This window comes from Nocardiopsis baichengensis YIM 90130 (genome assembly GCF_000341205.1).
Taxonomy (GTDB): domain Bacteria; phylum Actinomycetota; class Actinomycetes; order Streptosporangiales; family Streptosporangiaceae; genus Nocardiopsis_A; species Nocardiopsis_A halophila.
Map to the genome: position 1 here is coordinate 254273 of NZ_ANAS01000006.1, position 16648 is coordinate 270920.

General features: G+C 75.4%; 16 protein-coding genes. 12 read left to right on the plus strand and 4 right to left on the minus strand.

Features of this window, described 5'->3' with window-relative positions:
- Window positions 1-83 precede the first annotated feature (83 nt).
- Window positions 84-656: a hypothetical protein gene (locus tag C892_RS0107315; protein ID WP_017556689.1), complete on the plus strand. Its 573-nt coding sequence runs from the start codon at window positions 84-86 to the stop codon at window positions 654-656.
- A 401-nt stretch (window positions 657-1057) separates the two neighbouring features.
- Here C892_RS0107315 and C892_RS0107320 read toward each other — a convergent pair whose 3' ends face one another.
- On the minus strand, window positions 1058-1870 hold the full coding sequence (locus tag C892_RS0107320; RefSeq protein ID WP_017541836.1) for an enoyl-CoA hydratase-related protein: 813 nt from the start codon (window positions 1868-1870) through the stop codon (window positions 1058-1060).
- A 275-nt stretch (window positions 1871-2145) separates the two neighbouring features.
- Here C892_RS0107320 and C892_RS30400 point away from each other — a divergent pair, with 275 nt between their 5' ends.
- Entirely contained in the window at window positions 2146-2313 is a 168-nt protein-coding gene (locus C892_RS30400) for a DUF3117 domain-containing protein (RefSeq protein WP_083932818.1), read from the plus strand.
- A gap of 53 nt (window positions 2314-2366) precedes the next feature.
- A complete protein-coding gene (locus tag C892_RS0107330; protein ID WP_026124198.1) occupies window positions 2367-3899 on the plus strand; it encodes a leucyl aminopeptidase in 1533 nt (510 codons plus the stop codon).
- A gap of 170 nt (window positions 3900-4069) precedes the next feature.
- Here C892_RS0107330 and C892_RS0107335 read toward each other — a convergent pair whose 3' ends face one another.
- The gene (locus tag C892_RS0107335; protein ID WP_017556691.1) at window positions 4070-4810 is read right to left on the minus strand and encodes an O-methyltransferase; all 741 of its coding nucleotides are present in this window, start codon (window positions 4808-4810) and stop codon (window positions 4070-4072) included.
- Between the two features lie 170 nt (window positions 4811-4980).
- Here C892_RS0107335 and sigE point away from each other — a divergent pair, with 170 nt between their 5' ends.
- From sigE to C892_RS0107355, 4 genes are all read left to right on the plus strand, one after another.
- Window positions 4981-5610, plus strand: coding sequence for an RNA polymerase sigma factor SigE (gene sigE / locus C892_RS0107340; protein ID WP_017541832.1), 630 nt, complete (start codon window positions 4981-4983; stop codon window positions 5608-5610).
- Window positions 5607-6377: an anti-sigma factor family protein gene (locus C892_RS0107345; RefSeq protein WP_026124199.1), complete on the plus strand. Its 771-nt coding sequence runs from the start codon at window positions 5607-5609 to the stop codon at window positions 6375-6377. Before sigE ends, C892_RS0107345 begins: the two co-directional genes overlap by 4 nt.
- On the plus strand, window positions 6371-7501 hold the full coding sequence (locus C892_RS0107350; protein ID WP_017556692.1) for a sigma-E factor regulatory protein RseB domain-containing protein: 1131 nt from the start codon (window positions 6371-6373) through the stop codon (window positions 7499-7501). The genes C892_RS0107345 and C892_RS0107350 overlap by 7 nt, the downstream gene beginning before the upstream one ends.
- Window positions 7502-8108: 607 nt before the next feature.
- Complete coding sequence (locus C892_RS0107355; protein WP_239647294.1) at window positions 8109-8972, plus strand: S1C family serine protease; 864 nt, start codon at window positions 8109-8111, stop codon at window positions 8970-8972.
- Between the two features lie 180 nt (window positions 8973-9152).
- Here the strand turns inward: C892_RS0107355 and C892_RS0107360 are convergent, their stop codons facing one another.
- Window positions 9153-9614 carry a nucleoside deaminase gene (locus C892_RS0107360; RefSeq protein WP_017556694.1) on the minus strand — a complete coding sequence of 154 codons (462 nt, stop codon included), beginning with the start codon at window positions 9612-9614 and terminating at the stop codon, window positions 9153-9155.
- A 41-nt stretch (window positions 9615-9655) separates the two neighbouring features.
- On the minus strand, window positions 9656-10795 hold the full coding sequence (locus C892_RS0107365) for an Mrp/NBP35 family ATP-binding protein (RefSeq protein WP_026124200.1): 1140 nt from the start codon (window positions 10793-10795) through the stop codon (window positions 9656-9658).
- 225 nt (window positions 10796-11020) lie between these two features.
- Between C892_RS0107365 and C892_RS0107370 the strand changes: the two genes are divergently transcribed.
- The 5 genes from C892_RS0107370 (at window position 11021) to C892_RS0107390 (ending at window position 16498) form a co-directional block, all read left to right on the plus strand.
- Entirely contained in the window at window positions 11021-12061 is a 1041-nt protein-coding gene (locus C892_RS0107370; protein WP_017556695.1) for an RNA polymerase sigma-70 factor, read from the plus strand.
- A gap of 39 nt (window positions 12062-12100) precedes the next feature.
- Entirely contained in the window at window positions 12101-13480 is a 1380-nt protein-coding gene (locus tag C892_RS0107375; protein ID WP_239647296.1) for a CPBP family intramembrane glutamic endopeptidase, read from the plus strand.
- A 93-nt stretch (window positions 13481-13573) separates the two neighbouring features.
- Complete coding sequence (locus tag C892_RS0107380; protein WP_338040836.1) at window positions 13574-14242, plus strand: DUF6758 family protein; 669 nt, start codon at window positions 13574-13576, stop codon at window positions 14240-14242.
- 18 nt (window positions 14243-14260) lie between these two features.
- Window positions 14261-15160, plus strand: a complete 900-nt coding sequence (locus C892_RS0107385) for a PHP domain-containing protein (protein ID WP_017556698.1) — start codon at window positions 14261-14263, stop codon at window positions 15158-15160.
- A 141-nt stretch (window positions 15161-15301) separates the two neighbouring features.
- Window positions 15302-16498: an MBL fold metallo-hydrolase gene (locus C892_RS0107390; RefSeq protein ID WP_017556699.1), complete on the plus strand. Its 1197-nt coding sequence runs from the start codon at window positions 15302-15304 to the stop codon at window positions 16496-16498.
- Window positions 16499-16648: the final 150 nt, after the last annotated feature.

A 16648-nucleotide genomic window follows, 5' to 3' on the forward strand; every position in this document is an offset into this window, starting at 1 on the left:
CCGGCCCCACCCCGGCTCGCGGGAGGAAGGGTGAGAGCGATGCACGGAAGGCCGGACCCCGCCGCGCGCCCCGGGGGTGCGCGGTGAGCGGCTCGTCGACCCGCCGCGAGGAGGAGGGCGGCTCCTCCTCGCCGGTGCGGGGGATGTCGCTGTACCCGCCGCCGCGCTCCACACGGCACACCGCCCGCCGCCGCCGGGGCGGGATGATCGCCGCCGTCGCCGCGGGCGCGGCCGCGCTGCTGGTCGGCGGCGTCCTGGTGGTCCTGGCGCTGCGCCCGGACCCGCAGGAGACCCCTGCCGAGAGCGCGAGCGTGCCCGACTCCTTCGCCGGCACCTGGCAGGGCAAGATGATCCAGGAGGACGAGGCCGGTGAGCACGTCACCGACTGGGACGCCCGCGTGCGCCTGGAGACCGGCGAGGAGCGGGGCAGCTCGGAGTGGTACACCCTGGAGTGCCGCGGCAGCCTCACCCTGCGGGAGCGCGGGGAGTCCCGCCTGGTCTTCGACTACGTGGAGACCTACGACGCCGAGGACCGCTGTGTGGACGAGTCGCGGCTGGTGCTGACCACCGGCGGCGCCGACGGCACCCTCGACGCCCGCTGGGAGGCGACCTCCCACGACGGGACGACGATGATCTCCACCGGGACGCTGTCCTGACCCCCGTTCGGGCCTGAGGCCCGGCACCTTCGCCCGCTCCCGCACGAGCCGTGCGGGATGCTCCGGGCGGATTCATGCTCTGCCGTGGTGGGCGGGAACGCGCGTCCGCCCTATCCGCCCTATCCGCGCTCCACAGGCCGGTACCGACGCGGCCCCTGGCGGTGCCCGGCCGCCGCGTCGGTATCCCGGTCCAGGACGGCCCCGCCCTCCCCTCACGTCCCCGCTGGGACGCCGAGGGGCGGGCCCCTCCTGCGCCGTGGAGGCGGCACACCTGGGAGGCCGATTCGATTCGGCCGACAAGTCCGGGCCCGGCCGACAAGAACGGGGCGCACTCACCGGAGCAGGTGTCCTTTGCGGGGCGCCCCCGGCGCCCCGCCCAGGGGCGCCTTACCGGAGGCCGGTCACTGGCCCTCGAACTCCGGACGCTCCTTTTCCAGGAACGCCAGGGTGGCGTTCTTGTGGTCGCGGGTCTGGGCGCACTGGTCCTGAAGGCTGGCCTCCATATCGAGGGCGCTCGCCAGGTCCAGGCCCGACCCGAAGGCCAGCTCCGCCTTGATCGCCGCGTAGGCCACCGTCGGCCCCTGGGCGAGGCGCACCGCCAGCTCGCGGGCCTCTGCGGCCAGGTCGTCGGCGGGCACCACGCGGTTGACCAGGCCGATCTCCAGAGCCCTGTGGGCGTCGACCGGCTCGGCCAGCATCAGCATCTCCGCCGCGCGCGCGTGCCCCACCAGGCGGGGCAGCGTCCAGGAGGCGCCCGAGTCCGCGCCCAGGCCCACGCCCGCGAACGCCATCGAGAACTTCGCCTTGTCCGAGGCCAGCCGGAGGTCGCAGGCGAAGGCCAGGGCCGCGCCCGCTCCGGCCGCCACCCCGTTCACCGCCGCCACGACCGGCTTGGGCATGCTCGCCAGTGCGGTGACGATCGGGTTGTAGTGGCCGCGCACCGTGCCGTCCAGCCCCTTGCCGTCGCGCAGGTTCTCGGCGTGCTCGCGCAGGTCCTGCCCGGCGCAGAAGGCCCGGCCCGACCCGGTGAGCACCACCGCGCGGGCGCCGGCGTCGGACTTGGCGCGCTCCACCGCGGCCAGCAGCTCCTCCTTGGCGGCCCGGGTCAGCGAGTTCATCGCGTCGGGGCGGTCCAGCGTGATGGTCGCGACCCCGTCGCTCAGGTCGTAGGAGAGGCTCTCGGGTGCGCTCGTGTCGGCGTCGTTGTCGGCCACGTGGAACTCCAGATCGGCTCGGGTGAACGGTGCCGGCGCCCGCGTTCCGGCGCTGCGGCTATAACCTTACTGTTCGGATTCCTCGGAGCCGATGGCCCGGCGGCTGTCCGATCGTTCCCATTCCGGTCGCAAAACCGAGATAATGACGGAACGGGGATCGAAACCCTGAGTCGCGCGGACGAGACCCGGGTTCGGGACCGGGTGCGCCCCGGGCGCACGGCACGGTGCCGGTGGAGTTCCCTCCGCGAGAGTTTCCTTATGAAAGGGGATACGGCATGGCGGCGATGAAGCCGAGGACCAGCGATGGTCCGATGGAGGTCACCAAGGAGGGCCGCGGCATCATCATGCGGGTCCCGCTGGAGGGCGGTGGGCGCCTCGTCGTCGAGCTCACGCCGGACGAGGCCAAGGAGCTCAAGGACGCCCTGGACGGCGCCGTCGGCTGAGGCCGCCGGCGGCCGACGCCGCATCCGACACGTCCCCTAGATTGCGAGCGAGCGTGCCTTTCCCAACCCAGATCCACCCGGTGGCCGGATCCGTCGCCGAGGCCGGCGCCGACCTGGCGGTGGTGGCCGTGCGCGCCGGGGCCGAGGGCCCCGAGCCGGTCGCCGGACCGCCCGGCGCCCTCCCGGACGGCCTGGACGCACGGCTGCCGGCCCCCCTGGCCGAGCTGATCGCCCACTATGAGCTGACCGGACGCGCCGGGGAGACGGCGCAGTTCGCCGCCGACCTCGGCGGCGGGCTGGTGCGGGTGGCCCTGCTGGGCGTCGGAGAGGGCACGGCGGCGGACCTGCGCACCGCCGGAGCCGCCCTGGCCCGCCTGGCCAAGGGCAGGAGCAGGGCGGCCGTCCCCGCAGGGCTCCCGGGCCCCGGCGGCGACGGCGGCACCGGCGGCGACGGAGGCGAGGCGCTCGCGGCGTTCGCCGAGGGTGCGCTGCTGGCCTCCTACCGGTTCAGCCTGGCCAGTGACCCCAAGGGCCCGGAGCCGGTCGGCGAGATCGTCCTGGCCTGCGGCGACGGCGGCGGCGAGGCGAAGCCGGTGGAGGCGGTGCGGCGCGGGACCGCCCTGGCCGGGGCGGCGGCGCTGGCCCGCGACCTGATCAACACCCCCTCGGCCCGCAAGGACCCGGCCTGGCTGGCCGGCCGGGCCACCGAGGTCGCGGCCCGGGCCGGACTCCAGGCCACGGTCTGGGACGAGGCCGACCTGGAGCGCGAGGGCTTCGGCGCCATCCTGGCCGTGGGCCAGGGGTCCTCCCGTCCGCCGCGCCTGGTCCGCCTGGACTACGCCCCGGAGGGCGCCGAGTCGCACGTGGTCCTGGTGGGCAAGGGCGTCACCTTCGACACCGGCGGGCTCTCCCTCAAGCCGAACGACAACATGAAGCTCATGAAGACCGACATGAGCGGGGCCGCCGTGGTGATCGGCGCCATGTCGGCCCTGGCCGAGCTGGGCTGCCGAACCCGGGTGACGGGGCTGCTGGCGGTGGCCGAGAACGCGGTGTCGGGCTCGGCGCAGCGCCCCGGCGACGTGCTCACCACCTACGGCGGCCGCACGGTCGAGGTGCTCAACACCGACGCCGAGGGCCGCCTGGTGATGGCCGACGCCCTCGACTACGCGGTGGCCGAGCTGGAGCCGGACGCCCTGGTGGACGTCGCCACGCTCACCGGGGCGGCCAAGGTGGCCCTGGGAACCGGAACGGGCGCCCTGTTCGCCACCGACGACGCGCTGGCGGGGGCTCTGCTGGAGGCCGGGGACCGCTCCGGCGAGCCGCTGTGGCGCATGCCGCTGACCGAGGAGTACGCCCCCACCGTCTCCTCGCCCGTGGCCGACCTGGCCAACATCGGCACCAGCGGCGACTACGGGCACCCCGGCGCCACCGAGGCGGCGCTGTTCCTCCGGGAGTTCACCGGGGGGCTGCCGTGGGCGCACCTGGACGTGGCCGGTCCCGGCCGCTCCATGTCCGAGCAGGGCCTGCTCACCAAGGGCGGCACCGGGTTCGCCGCCCGCACCCTGCTGCGCTGGCTGGAGGCCTGAGCACCGGGCGCACCCCCGGCGGCGGGGGTGCGCCCGGTGCCCGTTCCCGTCCGTCTACCCGGCCGGACCGTGCGGCCGGTGCGGGCCGTCTCCGCCCTCCTCCGGCGCGTGCGCGGCCGAAAGGTGCGGGGCCTGAGGTGCGTGGCCGACAGGGGCGGGCGGTGCGCCGGTCAGGCCTCGTCGTCCCCGCCGCGGATCGCCGCCAGCAGGCCGCCGCCCACCGGGAGCATCAGCGGCACCAGTGACTCGTCCTCGTGCACGGCGCGGGCCGTCTCGCGCACCGCGGCCGCGCCCGCGTCCGTGGCGCTGAGCGGGCCGTCCGGGGCGGCGTCGACGGCGCCGTGGAAGAGCACCACCCCGCCCGGGCGCAGCAGCCGCAGCGCGGCCCGCAGGTACTCGGGGTACTCGGTCTTGACCGCGTCGGCGAAGACCATGTCGTAGGCGCCGTCGGTCAGCCGCGGCAGCACCTCCAGGGCGGCGCCGCGGATCAGCCGGGTCCGGTTGGCCGAGAAGCCGGCGGCGCGGTAGGCCTCGCGCGCGGCCTCCTGGCAGACCGGGTCGACGTCGACGGTGGTGAGGATGCCCTCGGGGTCCATGCCGCGCAGCAGCCAGATGCCCGAGCCGCCGCACCCGGTGCCGATCTCCACCACGGCGCGCGCGCCGATGGCGGCGGCCAGGAAGCGCAGCGCCGAGCCCGACTCCTCGCCCACCGGGCGCACCGGCGCGGTGCGCGCCGTCGAGCGCACCCCCGCCAGCGCGGCCTCTGCGGCGGCGGCGCCCGACCGTCCGGCCCGCGCGGGGGTGTGTTCTGTGCCGGTGATGGCGGCCTCCTCCAGCCTCCGGGCGGTCTCGTCAGGGCAAGCGTAGCCCGAAGACCGGCCGGAACGTGCGCACGAAACCTGGCCGAACACGATGGCCGGACAGGAACTTATTCGGGGCCGCCCGGCGTTGCAACGGAGGAAGGCACCGACGGGACCGAAGCCGGTGGGCGACGTGAGCCCTCCCCGGAACCGGCGAGGAGACCGCGGGCCGTCCCCGCGGCACCGTGCCCGGTGCGCGGGACGAACCGAAAGGAGTAGCGGTGGCCGACCCCGACGCTGCCGTGGACTTCGAGCAGTGGGAGCCCCCGAGCTGGGAGGACGTGGTCGCCAACCACTCCGCCAGGGTCTATCGGCTCGCCTTCCGCCTCACCGGCAACAAGCACGACGCCGAGGACCTGACCCAAGAGGTCTTCATCCGCGTGTTCCGGTCGCTGTCCACCTACACCCCCGGGACCTTCGAGGGGTGGCTGCACCGGATCACCACCAACCTCTTCCTCGACATGGCGCGCCGCAAGGCCCGCATCCGCTTCGAGGGCCTGGCCGACAACGCCGACGAACGGCTCCAGGGCCGCGAGCCCTCGCCCGCGCAGTCCTACGACGACCGCCACTTCGACGCCGACATCCAGGCCGCGCTGGACGCGCTGCCCGCGGAGTTCCGCGCGCCGGTGGTGCTGTGCGACATCGAGGGGCTGTCCTACGAGGAGATCGCGGCGACGCTGGGGGTCAAGCTCGGCACCGTCCGCAGCAGGATCCACCGGGGCCGGGCGCAGCTGCGCAAGGCCCTGGAGCACCGCCGCAGGCTCGCCGCACGGCGCTCGTCCGCGGCCCCGGAGACGGGGCCCGAGCAGGACGGTCCCGCGGCGCACGTTCGGACCCGGGAGGTGGAATGAGCACGGAGCACTTGGGCGAGCGCGTCTCCGCCCTGGTCGACGGCGAACTGGGGGCGGCCGAGCGGGACAGGGCCCTGATCCACCTGGCCTCGTGCGACTCCTGCCGCTTCGAGGCCGACATGCTGCGCCGGCTCAAGCGGCGCCTGCACGGCCTGGACGGCCCCGAACCCGCGGCCGACCTGCTGGGCCGGCTGTCAGCGCTGGGGAGCCCGTCGGCGGAACCGCCGCACGGCCCCCCGGACGCGGGCGGGGGGCCGCCCCCTTTCGGCGGGTCGGCGCCCCTGGGATCGGGTCCGGCGCTCGGTGACGGCCCGGGGCTGGGCGAACGCCCGCCCCTGGGCCCCTGGCGCCCGCAGGCCTCCGCGCTGCGCGCCGCGGCGGCATTCTTGCCCCTCCGGTCCTCCGCGCAGGAGGACCGGAGGGAGTTGGAAGCCGCCGAAGGCCGCCCCCGCCCCGCCCGGCCGCGCCGGCGCGTCCCCCGCTACGCGGTCGCCGGCGCCTCGCTGCTCGCCCTGGCCGTGGGCGGCGCCTTCGCCGCCGGCGGCGACGAGGAGCCCGCGCCCGTGGTGCGGCCGTCGCTGCCGGACTACGCGATGGAGCACGCGCTGACCGCCGGGGAGGCCGCGGTGCCGCCCGACGGCGGGCGCGAAGAGGGCCGCCAGGCCCTCCCCGCCCTGCACGATCCGGCCTACGGGCACGGCGACCCGGTCGACGGGCACGGCGACGGGTCCTGGGAGGTCCGGCCCGGCACCCCGCGGGCGTGGTGAGCGCCCCGGACCCAGCCCTGGACGCACGGCGGACCGGCGGTGCGGCGGCCCTGCGGCCCCGCGCCGCCGCGCTGGTCCTGGCCCTGTGCTGCGCGGTGCTGCTGGCGGTGCTCCCGGCGGCCTCGGCCGCTCCGCAGGCCGCCGAGCGGCCGGCGCCCGGCACCGACGACGCCATGGGGCTGCTGCGGCGCGCCGCCCAGGCCGCCGAAGAGCTGCCGTACGCAGGGGTGCAGTCGATCAGCACGACCGGGCCCTCGGGGACCGAGCACCGGATGGTCGAGGTCGAGCACGTTCCCGGGTCGGGCGTGCGCGTGGGCGAGGTGGCCGCGCCGGGCGGCGAGCACCCGCTGCCCCCCGGCCGCTCCCAGGCCTTCCCGGCCCTGGCCGAGGGCATGCTCGACGCGCTGGCCGCCAACTACCGGGTGACCGAGGAGGCCGGGGGCGGTTCCGTCGCCGGGCGGCCGGTACGCCTGGTGGAGGCGCGGCGCGCGGACGGCAGCACGGCCGGACGGTTCTGGATCGACCGGGAGAGCGGTCTTCCGCTGGGACGGGAGAGCGTCGACGGGGCCGGGCGGCAGGTGCACTCGGTGGAGTTCACCAGCATCGGCGAGCCCGGCGCGGACGGGGACGAACCGGGCGGCGGGGCGCCGGAGGGGGCGGCCGCCGCGGCGGAGGACCCGTGGGGGAGGCTGCTCGGCGCCGACGAGCTGCGCGGGCTGCGCGAGCGGGGCTGGAGCCTCCCGGAGCGGGTCGGCTGGAACATGCGCCTGGTCGAGGCGCGCTCGGCCCGGGCGCCGACCGGGCGGGTGCTGCATCTGGGATACTCCGACGGGCTGTCCGTGGTGTCCGTCTTCGTCCAAGAGGGTCGGCTCGACGCCGAATCGCTGGGAACCGTCGAAGGGGTGCGCGAGGTCCAATACCGGGGTGGAACCGTCTATGTGGGTGATTCGGGCCGGCAGCTGAGGATGTGGGAGTCGGACGAGCACGTCTACACCGTCCTGGCCGACGCGCCCCGGGACTCGGTCGCCGCCGCGGCCCAGGCCCTGCCGCCGCCGGAGGCGCCGGGGTTCTGGGGCCGGGTGCGGCGCGGCTTCGACCGCTTCGGAGAGTGGCTCGGGATGTGACCCGCGGGCAGGGGGCGGCACGCACGGCCCCGGGCGGATGGGGTATACCGCCTCTCGGAGGCGTAAGGTGCGTCGCCGGAGGTTCGGGGCGCCGCCGCGGGCACCGGCCGGACCACCGCCATACCGACGGTTTACGCCACCTCCCCCACAATCGGGGGCGGCAGCGACAAACGGAGACTTCATGACCGACGAGACCGGACCCCCTCCTCCGGACGGCCGCGGGACGCCGCACCGGCCGCAGCCTCCGGGAGGCGACCCGTCCAGGCCCTGGCCGAGCGCGGCCGGGACCGGCCCCCAGCCGCCCGGTCCCGCGGGACGGCCTGCCCCGGGGGCCGGTGCGCCCGGCGGCCCGCCCCCGGGGCCGCATCCGGCCGGCGCCCCCCGTCCGGGGGGCCCACCCCCCTGCGGCCCGCACGCAGGGGGCCCACACGCGGGCGCCCAGCACCCCGGGGGCACCGGACCCCAGCCGCCCATGCCCGGGCCCGGTGCGCCCGGTGCGCCCGGTGCCGCCGGCGCGGGGGGCGCCGGGCCGCCGCAGTTCCCGCCCGGCCCGGAGGGCCATCCGGCGCCGCCGCCCGGGCCGCCCCCCAGGCGGCCCCGGCGCGGGATGCCGGTGTGGGCGGTGCTGGCGACGGTGCTCGTGGTCTCGCTGGTCTCGGCGGGGGTCGGCGGGTACGTGGGCGGCATCGGCGCCCCTGCGCCCGAGCCGACCTCCGACGGGCCGAAGCTGAACACCGCGCTGCCCAGCGACGCCCCCAGCCGCGCCCCCGACACCATCGCGGGCGTGGCCCAGCGGGTCAGCCCCAGCGTGGTGTCGATCCAGCCGACCGACCGCGGCCAGGGCGGCAACGGGTCGGGCTTCGTCATCGCCGACGACCACGTGGTGACCAACTTCCACGTGGCCGGCGCGCTGGAGGACGGCATGGAGGTCGTCTACGGCAACGGGCGCTCCAGCCCCGCGGAGATCGTGGGCACCCGGCCCGAGTCGGACCTGGCGGTGGTCAAGGTGGAGCGCCCCCAGCAGGTGGAGCCGCTGGAGTTCGGCCCCTCCGAGGACGTGACGGTGGGGGACCAGGTGATCGCCATCGGCGCGCCCCTGGGCCTGGCCGGCACCGTGACCACCGGGATCATCAGCGCCAAGGACCGCTCGGTGGCCCTGGGGGAGGAAGGGGCCCGCACCGACATCGACGCCCTGCAGACCGACGCGGCGATCAACCCGGGGAACTCCGGCGGCCCGCTGGTCGACCTGGAGGGGCGGGTGATCGGGGTGAACACCGCCATCGCGACCATGGGCGCGGCGCCGGGCGAGCAGAGCGGCAGCATCGGCCTGGGCTTCGCCATCCCCTCCGAACAGGTCGAGGCCGTGGTGCAGGAGATCATCGACGGCGCCGGACCGACCGGCGGCGCCGACGACGAGGACGCGGACTCCGGTTCGGGCGCCGGGGCGGACGAGGAGACCCCCGGCGACTGACGAGGAGCGTCCGAAAGGGCCGCGAACCCGCGACGGGGGCGCCGCGGGCGCCCCCGTCTCCGTTCGGGGCGGTGCGGCGTGCAACGGGCCGACGAGCGGGCGGCCGCAGGTCCCCGGATGCGTGTGGGCCCCGGCCGGGACTTCCCGGCCGGGGCCCACGTATGTCCGTCCGCGGGGCGGCTATTCGCCGTCCTCGCCGATGTCCTCGTTCCACAGGGCGGGCTCGGCGGCGATGAAGCCGTTCATCAGGCGCACGCACTCCGGGTCGTCGAGGACCACCACCTCCACACCGTTCTCGGCCAGCCAGTCCTGGCCGCCGGAGAAGGTGCGCTTCTCGCCGATCACCACGCGGGAGATGCCGAACTGGCGCACCAGCCCGCTGCAGTACCAGCACGGCGCCAGCGTGGTCACCATCGTGGTGCCCGCGTACGAGCGCTGCCGTCCGGCGCTGCGGAAGGCGGCCGTCTCCCCGTGCGCGGACGGGTCGCCGTCCTGCACCCTGCGGTTGCGGCCGCGGCCGAGCACCTCGCCGCCGCGGCCGATCAGCGCCGCCCCGATCGGGACGCCGCCCTCGGCGCGGCCCGCGCGGGCCTCCTCCAGGGCCACGCCCAGCCACGCCTTGTCGTCCTCGGTGCCGGGCACCCGGACCTCCCTCTGCTCGCTCCGTCCGCCCGACCGCGGTCCTACTTGCGGGTGGGGCTGATGCCCAGCTGCATGCCGGAGAGGCCGCGCGGCTTGCCGGTGAGCTGCTCGGCGATGCCGGTCAGCACGCTCCCCGCATCGGAGTCGGGGTCGGACAGCACCAGCGGCTTGCCCTCGTCGCCGCCCTCGCGCAGGCGCACGTCCAGCGGCACCTGGCCCAGCATCGGCACCTGGGCGCCCAGGGCCGTGGTCAGCCCGTCGGCGACCGTCTGGCCGCCGCCCTCGCCGAACAGGTAGGTGCGCTCCTCGCTGCCGGGCGCCACGTAGTACGACATGTTCTCGATGACCCCGGCGACCCGCTGGTGGGTCTGCGCGGAGATCGCGCCGGCCCGCTCGGCCACCTCGGCGGCGGCCTGCTGCGGCGTGGTCACCACCAGGATCTCGGCGCTCGGCAGCAGCTGGGCCACGGAGATCGCGATGTCGCCGGTGCCGGGCGGCAGGTCCATCAGCAGCACGTCCAGGTCGCCCCAGTAGACGTCGGCGAGGAACTGCTGCAGCGCGCGGTGCAGCATCGGGCCGCGCCACACCACGGGCTGGTTGCCCTGGGTGAACATGCCGACCGAGATGACCTTCACATCGTGGGCCGACGGCGGCAGGATCATGTCCTCGACCTTGGTGGGCGGCATCTCCACGCCCAGCATCCGGGGCACCGAGTGGCCGTAGATGTCGGCGTCGACCACGCCGACCTTCTGCCCCTGGGCGGCCATGGCGGCGGCGAGGTTGACGGTCACCGAGGACTTGCCGACGCCGCCCTTGCCGGAGGCGACCGCGAAGACCTTGGTGAGGGAGTTCGGCTTGGCGAAGGGGATCTCCTTCTCCGCCTGGCCGCCGCGCAGCTTGGTCTGCAGGGCCTTGCGCTGCTCGTCGCTCATCACGTCGAGTTCGACGGTCACCCGGGTGACGCCCTCGACCCCGGAGACGGCCTCGGTGACGTCCTTCTCGATCCGGCCCTTCATCGGACAGCCGGCCACCGTCAGGTAGATGCCGACGTGCACGACGCCGCCGTCGGCGATGTCGACGCTCTTGACCATGTCGAGGTCGGTGATGGGGCGGTGGATCTCGGGGTCCTGGACGTTCGCCAGGGCCGCGTTCACCTGCTCGGTGGTGGGAGTGGAGGACATGTACCCCATGGTAGTGACGGCGGACGGTGCGGAGAACACCCGGGGATACCTGGTAAGGGTACCCTTATCCGCAGGTCAGCAGGGTATTCCCGGTCCGCGGGCGGGTGTGTCCCACACGGCGGCCGCACGGGCGTGCAGGTCGGCGCGGGTCCCCGCCGCCTCCCGCCGCTTTTTCGGGGCTTTTCGGCGCCCGGGCTGTCACGGATCGCCCCCGTAACGTGTCCTGTGCTGTGGCGGCGCCCGCCGCCGGGAGAAGCGGCCACCGGGACCGAGGAGGAGACCGCCATGGGCGAGGCCGGGACGCCGGACACGGCGCGTGGGCCCGACGCCGGGAGCGCCGAGCGGGAGGAGGTGTTCGAGCGGCACCGGCGGCTGCTGTTCGGCGTCGCCTACGACATGCTCGGCAGCGTCCACGACGCCGAGGACTGCGTCCAGGAGACCTGGATCTCCTGGGACCGCCGCGACCGCTCGGACGTCGCCGAGCCGCGCGCCTACCTGGTGCGGTCGGTGAGCAACACGGCGCTCAACCGGCTGCGCGCCGCCCGCGCCCGCAGGGAGGCCTACGTCGGCCCCTGGCTGCCCGAACCGGTCGACACCGCGCCCGACGCCGCCCAGGAGGTCGAGCGCGCCGACGAGGTCTCCTACGCGATGCTGGTGGTGCTGGAGACGCTGGGCCCCGTGGAGCGGGCGGTGTTCGTGCTGCGCGAGGTGTTCGGCCTGCCCTACGCCGAGATCGGCGAGGCGGTGGAGCGCGAGGAGGCCGCCGTGCGGCAGATCGCCCACCGCGCCCGGGACCGCGTCCGACGGCGGCGGCCCCGCTTCACCGCCGACGAGGCCGAGCGGCGGCGGCTGACCCGGCGCTTCCTCGAGGCGAGCGCGGTCGGCGACGTCGGCGCGCTCAAGGAGATGCTCGCCGAGGACGCGCAGCTGGTGACCGACGGCGGCGGCAAGGTGCGGGCGGCGCTCCACCCGATCCACGGAGCGGAGAAGTGCGCGCGCTTCATGGCCGCGCTCGGGCCGAAGTACCCCGGGATCCGGGCCGAGGAGGTCGCGGTCAACGGCGAGGCCGGGGTGCTGCTCTCCATGCCGGACGGCGCCCTCGTGGGCCTGGTCGTGGTCGAGGTCTTCCAGGGGCGCTTCACGAGCCTCCTCATCCAGCGCAATCCCGACAAGCTCAGGGCGTTCGCATCCGCCGCGGGACGGGCGCCCCGAGGCGGAGAAGGGGAGGCGTCGGACACCCTGGGAACGGATGCGGGCGGTTCTTAACAGCGGCAATACATGGCCGGATAGTAATCTCGGCAAACGATGAGAAATACGCCACCGCCGTCGGACGCGTCCTGGTCGTCCGAACCGTCGGGCCGGGAGCAGGGCCGGGAGCCGCCGGACCGAGGGCCCCAGGCCTGGGCCGGGCCGCCGGACGGCGCCGCCGCGGAGGGCGGGCGCCCCGTGTGGGCGTGGCCGCCTCCGGAGCCGCCCCGCCCCGCGAACGGACCCGCGCGGGCCCGGCCCGGCACGCCCTACCACCGGCTCGCCCGCACCTGGCGCTTCCGGTGGTGGATCCCGCCGCTGGCGCTGCTGGTCGGGGTGCTGCTGGTGCTGCTCACCCAGATCGTGATGTACATGGCCGCCGCCGTGTACATGGTGCTGCAGGGGCGCCCGGCCACCGGCGAGTCCCCGTTCGGCGCGGAGGTCCCCGACCTGGCCTTCATGCTGATCGTGCTGGCCACCATGACGCCGATCGCCCTACTGGTGGCGCGCACCGTGCAGTGGCGGCCGTTCGGCTCCCTGATGTCGGTCGAGGGCCGGCTCCGCGGGCGGTGGCTCGGCGTGTGCGCGCTGGTGGCGCTGCCGGTTCTGGCCCTCTATCTGGGGATGCTGTACACCCTCCAGCTCTTCTCCGGAGGGGACGAGGGGTTCGTCGGGGCGTTCGCGGGCATGGAGCGGTTCCTGCCCGCGCTCGTGGTGATCCTGCTCCTGGTGCCCTTCCAGGCCTCGGCCGAGGAGGTCGCGCTGCGCGGCTTCCTCATGCAGGCGGTCGGCTCCTACGGCCGCCCCGCCGACCACCCGCGCGGCGGCTCGGCGCTCTCCCGCCTCCTGCGCACACCGGTCCCGGCCATCCTGGTCAGCGGCACCGTGTTCGCGCTGATGCACGACTACACCGACTGGGCGCTGCTGGACGTTGCGGTCTTCGGCGTGGCGGTGGCGTGGCTGACCTGGTACACGGGCGGCCTGGAGGCGGCGATCGGGCTGCACGTGGTGCACAACCTGGTCGCCTTCGTGCTCACCGCCTACGAGGGCGGACTGGCCGACGCCGCCACCGGGTCGGGGTCCTGGGCGGGCGTGGCCGGCACCACCGCCGAGGTGCTGGTCTACAGCCTCGTCGTGGCCCTGCTGGCGCGCCGGATGGGCATCCGGCGCACGGTGCCCGGCGACCCGGACGACCATCCGGAGCCGCCCGCGCGCCGCCGTCTGCCGCACTGGGTGATGCAGCCCCCGCCCGCCGGACCGGCGAGTGCCCCCGGTGCCCCCGGTGCCTCCGGTGCCGTCGGCGGGGTTCTCCCGCGGGCCGCCCTGGGCGACGGGGCCCCGCACGGAACGCACTTCCAGACCCCTCCGCCGGGGCCCTACCCGGGCGGGCACACCGCCGGCCCCTACCGGGACCCGCCGCCGTACGGCGGCCTCTGAGCCCGATGAAGCCGTGCGGCGCCTCCACCGCGCCGCCCGCCGCCGACCTGCACGGGTGGAGTTTCCGTGCAGGTCGGCGGGGTATCCCTCGGGATGACCATGTTGCGAGAACCCTCGTGTCCCCGGTGCGGGCGCCGCGTACGGCCGCCGAGCCTGTGGACGAGCGCCTGGCAGTGCGCCGCCCACGGGCCGGTCGCGCCGCTCCAGCCGATCCGGCAGCCGGGAGAGACCCCGCTGGACCTGCTCTTGGACGCCGCCCAGGTCCCGGTGTGGCTGCCGTGGCCGCTGCCGGTGGGATGGGTGGTCACCGGATTCGCGCACGCGGGCGACGAGCGCAGCGGTGCGCTGGGCATCGCGGTCGCGCTGTCGGGGCCCGCGCCGCTGGGCGGCGTGGGGGAGATGGTCCTCGTCGCCGAGGACCCCGGCATCGGGCTGGGCGCGCGGCTGGCGGGCCTGCTCGGCCCCGACCCGGGGGCCGGGTTCGACAAGGGGCCCCCGGAGCTGCGCGTGCGCCACGACGGGCACGACATCCCGATGTGGAGCGTGGACACCGGCGGCGAGCGCACGGCCGTCTATGCGGGCGAGGCCTACGCCAGCTGGGTGTGGCTCGTGCTCAGCCCCGCCGACGCCGGCGTCCTGACGTGCGAGCTGTCCGGCCTGCGCGACCTGCGCGACCGGGTCGACGGGGTGTCCCTGCCGCCGCCCTTCGGGGCGCCGTCGCCGTTCCTGGAATCCGCACTCCAGCCGGTCGAGGACGAGTAGGTCCCTACAATCGGTCCGGTGACGGGCACACGCATCGACTTGCACACGCACAGCTCGGTCTCCGACGGGACCGACGCCCCTGCCGAGGTCATCGGCTACGCACACGCGGCGGGGGTGAACGTGCTCGCGCTCACGGACCACGACACCGTCGCGGGCATCGCCGAGGCCGCCGGGGCGCTTCCCCCGGGGCTCACCCTCGTCCCCGGCATGGAGCTGTCCTGCGCCTACCGGGGCGCCAGCGTGCACCTGGCCGCCTACCTGTTCGACGCCGAGGCGCCGGAGCTGGCGGGAGAGCTGCGCCGGATCCGCGACGACCGGGTCGAACGGGCGCGCGAGATGGTGCGCCGGCTCCGGGAGGCGGGGCTGGAGGTCACCTGGGACCGGGTGCGCGAGATCGCCTTCGGGGGCGCGGACGGCGCCGGGGACGGGGCGCGGGAGGCGGGGGTGGTCATCGGCCGCCCGCACATCGCCCGGGCGATCGTCGAGGCCGGGGGAGCCGCCGACGTGCAGGACGCCTTCGACCGGTGGATCGGCTCCGGCGGGCCCGGGTACGTGGCGCGCTACGCCCTGGACCCCGTGCGGGCGGTGGAGGCCGTGCGCGCCGCGGGCGGGGTGTGCGCGCTGGCGCACCCGGCGCGGGCGGAGGGGATGCTGACCGGGGCGGTCCCCGAGGACCTGGTGGAGCGGATGGCCCGCGCGGGGCTGGGGGCGGTCGAGGCGGACCATCCCGACCACGACGAGGCCGAGGCCGGGCACTGGAGGGGGGTGGCCCGGGATCTGGGGCTGGCGGTGACCGGGTCGAGCGACGACCATGGGGAACTGACCGGCCACAGGATCGGGGCGAGGACGACGGCGCCGGAGGAGTTCGAGCGCCTGACCGCTCCGGCCACCGGGGCGCGGCCGATCACCTCGGGGTGAGTGCGGCCGCTTATGGACGGCTTAGCGGCCGGCTGCCAGGCTGGCCGGCCGCGTGCGCGGGGTACCGGCGCACCTGCCGGGGCCGCCACAATGGTCCCGCTACGTATCGGAAGTTCGGACGCGAATCGAAGGGTCGGCACCGTGTTCTGGAAGCGGAAGGGCAAGAAGAAGGGGACCGGCGAGGCCGAGGAGGCCGCCGCGGTGGCGACCGACGAGTCGCAGGAGGAGAAGGAGGAGAAGGAGCCCGCCGAGGACACGGCCGCCGACGCGGAGTCCGGTGAGGAGACCGCCGGTGGGAAGGCCGGGGACGACGCCGGCAAGAAGGCCGCCAAGGCCGAGAAGGCCGACACCGACTCCGACGACGACGCCGCCGACACCGACGACGAGTCGGACGAGGACACGGACACCGCCTCTGAGACCGCCTCCGACGACGCGAAGGACGAGGAGTCCTCGGAGTCCGAGAAGAAGGACGGCGAGAAGTCCGCCAAGACGGAGAAGGCGACGAAGGCGACGAAGGCCGCCAAGGGCGCCGGGGCCGGTAAAGCCGCCGACGAGGACGAGGACGGCGAGGACGCGGAGACCGCCGCCGCGGCCGACGAGTCCGACTCCGATGAGGACGGCGACTCCGACAAGGACGGCGCCGGGGACGAGGACAAGTCCGTCGCCAAGAAGAAGCGGGAGATCGAGCCCGAGGAGCCGGGCATCGACGAGCCCGACGGCGACGGCGTCCAGCGCGTTCGCACGGCCGGGGTGCTCCAGGTCGACGGCGAGGACTACAAGGTCGTCAGCAACACCTGGGTGGTCAAGGCCGACGACGAGGGCGTCATCGTCATCGACCCCGCCCACGACGCCCAGGCGATCATGGAGGCGGTCGGCGACCGCGAGGTCTACCTGGTGGCCTGCACCAACGGCTACAACACCCACATCGGCGCGGCGATCGAGGTCGCCGAGCGCGACGAGGCCCCGATCGCCCTGCACCGGCGCGAGCTGCGTCCCTGGCGCAAGGTGCACGGCGCCGAGCACCAGCCGGAGATCGAGATCGAGGCGGGCGGGTCCTTCTCCGCCGGCGACCTGGAGATCGACGTGCTCGGCCTGCCCGGCACCTCATCGGGCACCGTGGGCTACTACATCTCCCAGCTCGGCGTGGTCTTCAGCGGCGACACCCTGCGTGCGGGCGAGCTGGGCACGGTGGGCGACGGGTACATCGACTACACCCGCCAGCTGCACTCGGTGGGCGAGGTGCTGCTGTCGCTTCCGCCGGACACCCGTGTCCTCCCCGACCAGGGCCCCGAGACCTCGGTCGAAGAGGAGTCGGGCAACTTCGACTCCTGGGTCTGATCACCACGGTGATAGCGAGTGGGCCCGCCCTCGAGGTGGAGAGAGGGTCGGGCCCTCCGCTCCCGGGGAGCGGGCGCCTCCACGGGGGCGCCGTCTCCGGTGTCGGAGCGAACGGGCACGCCTTACGCCCTCACCGCGCTTTCCGCTGGG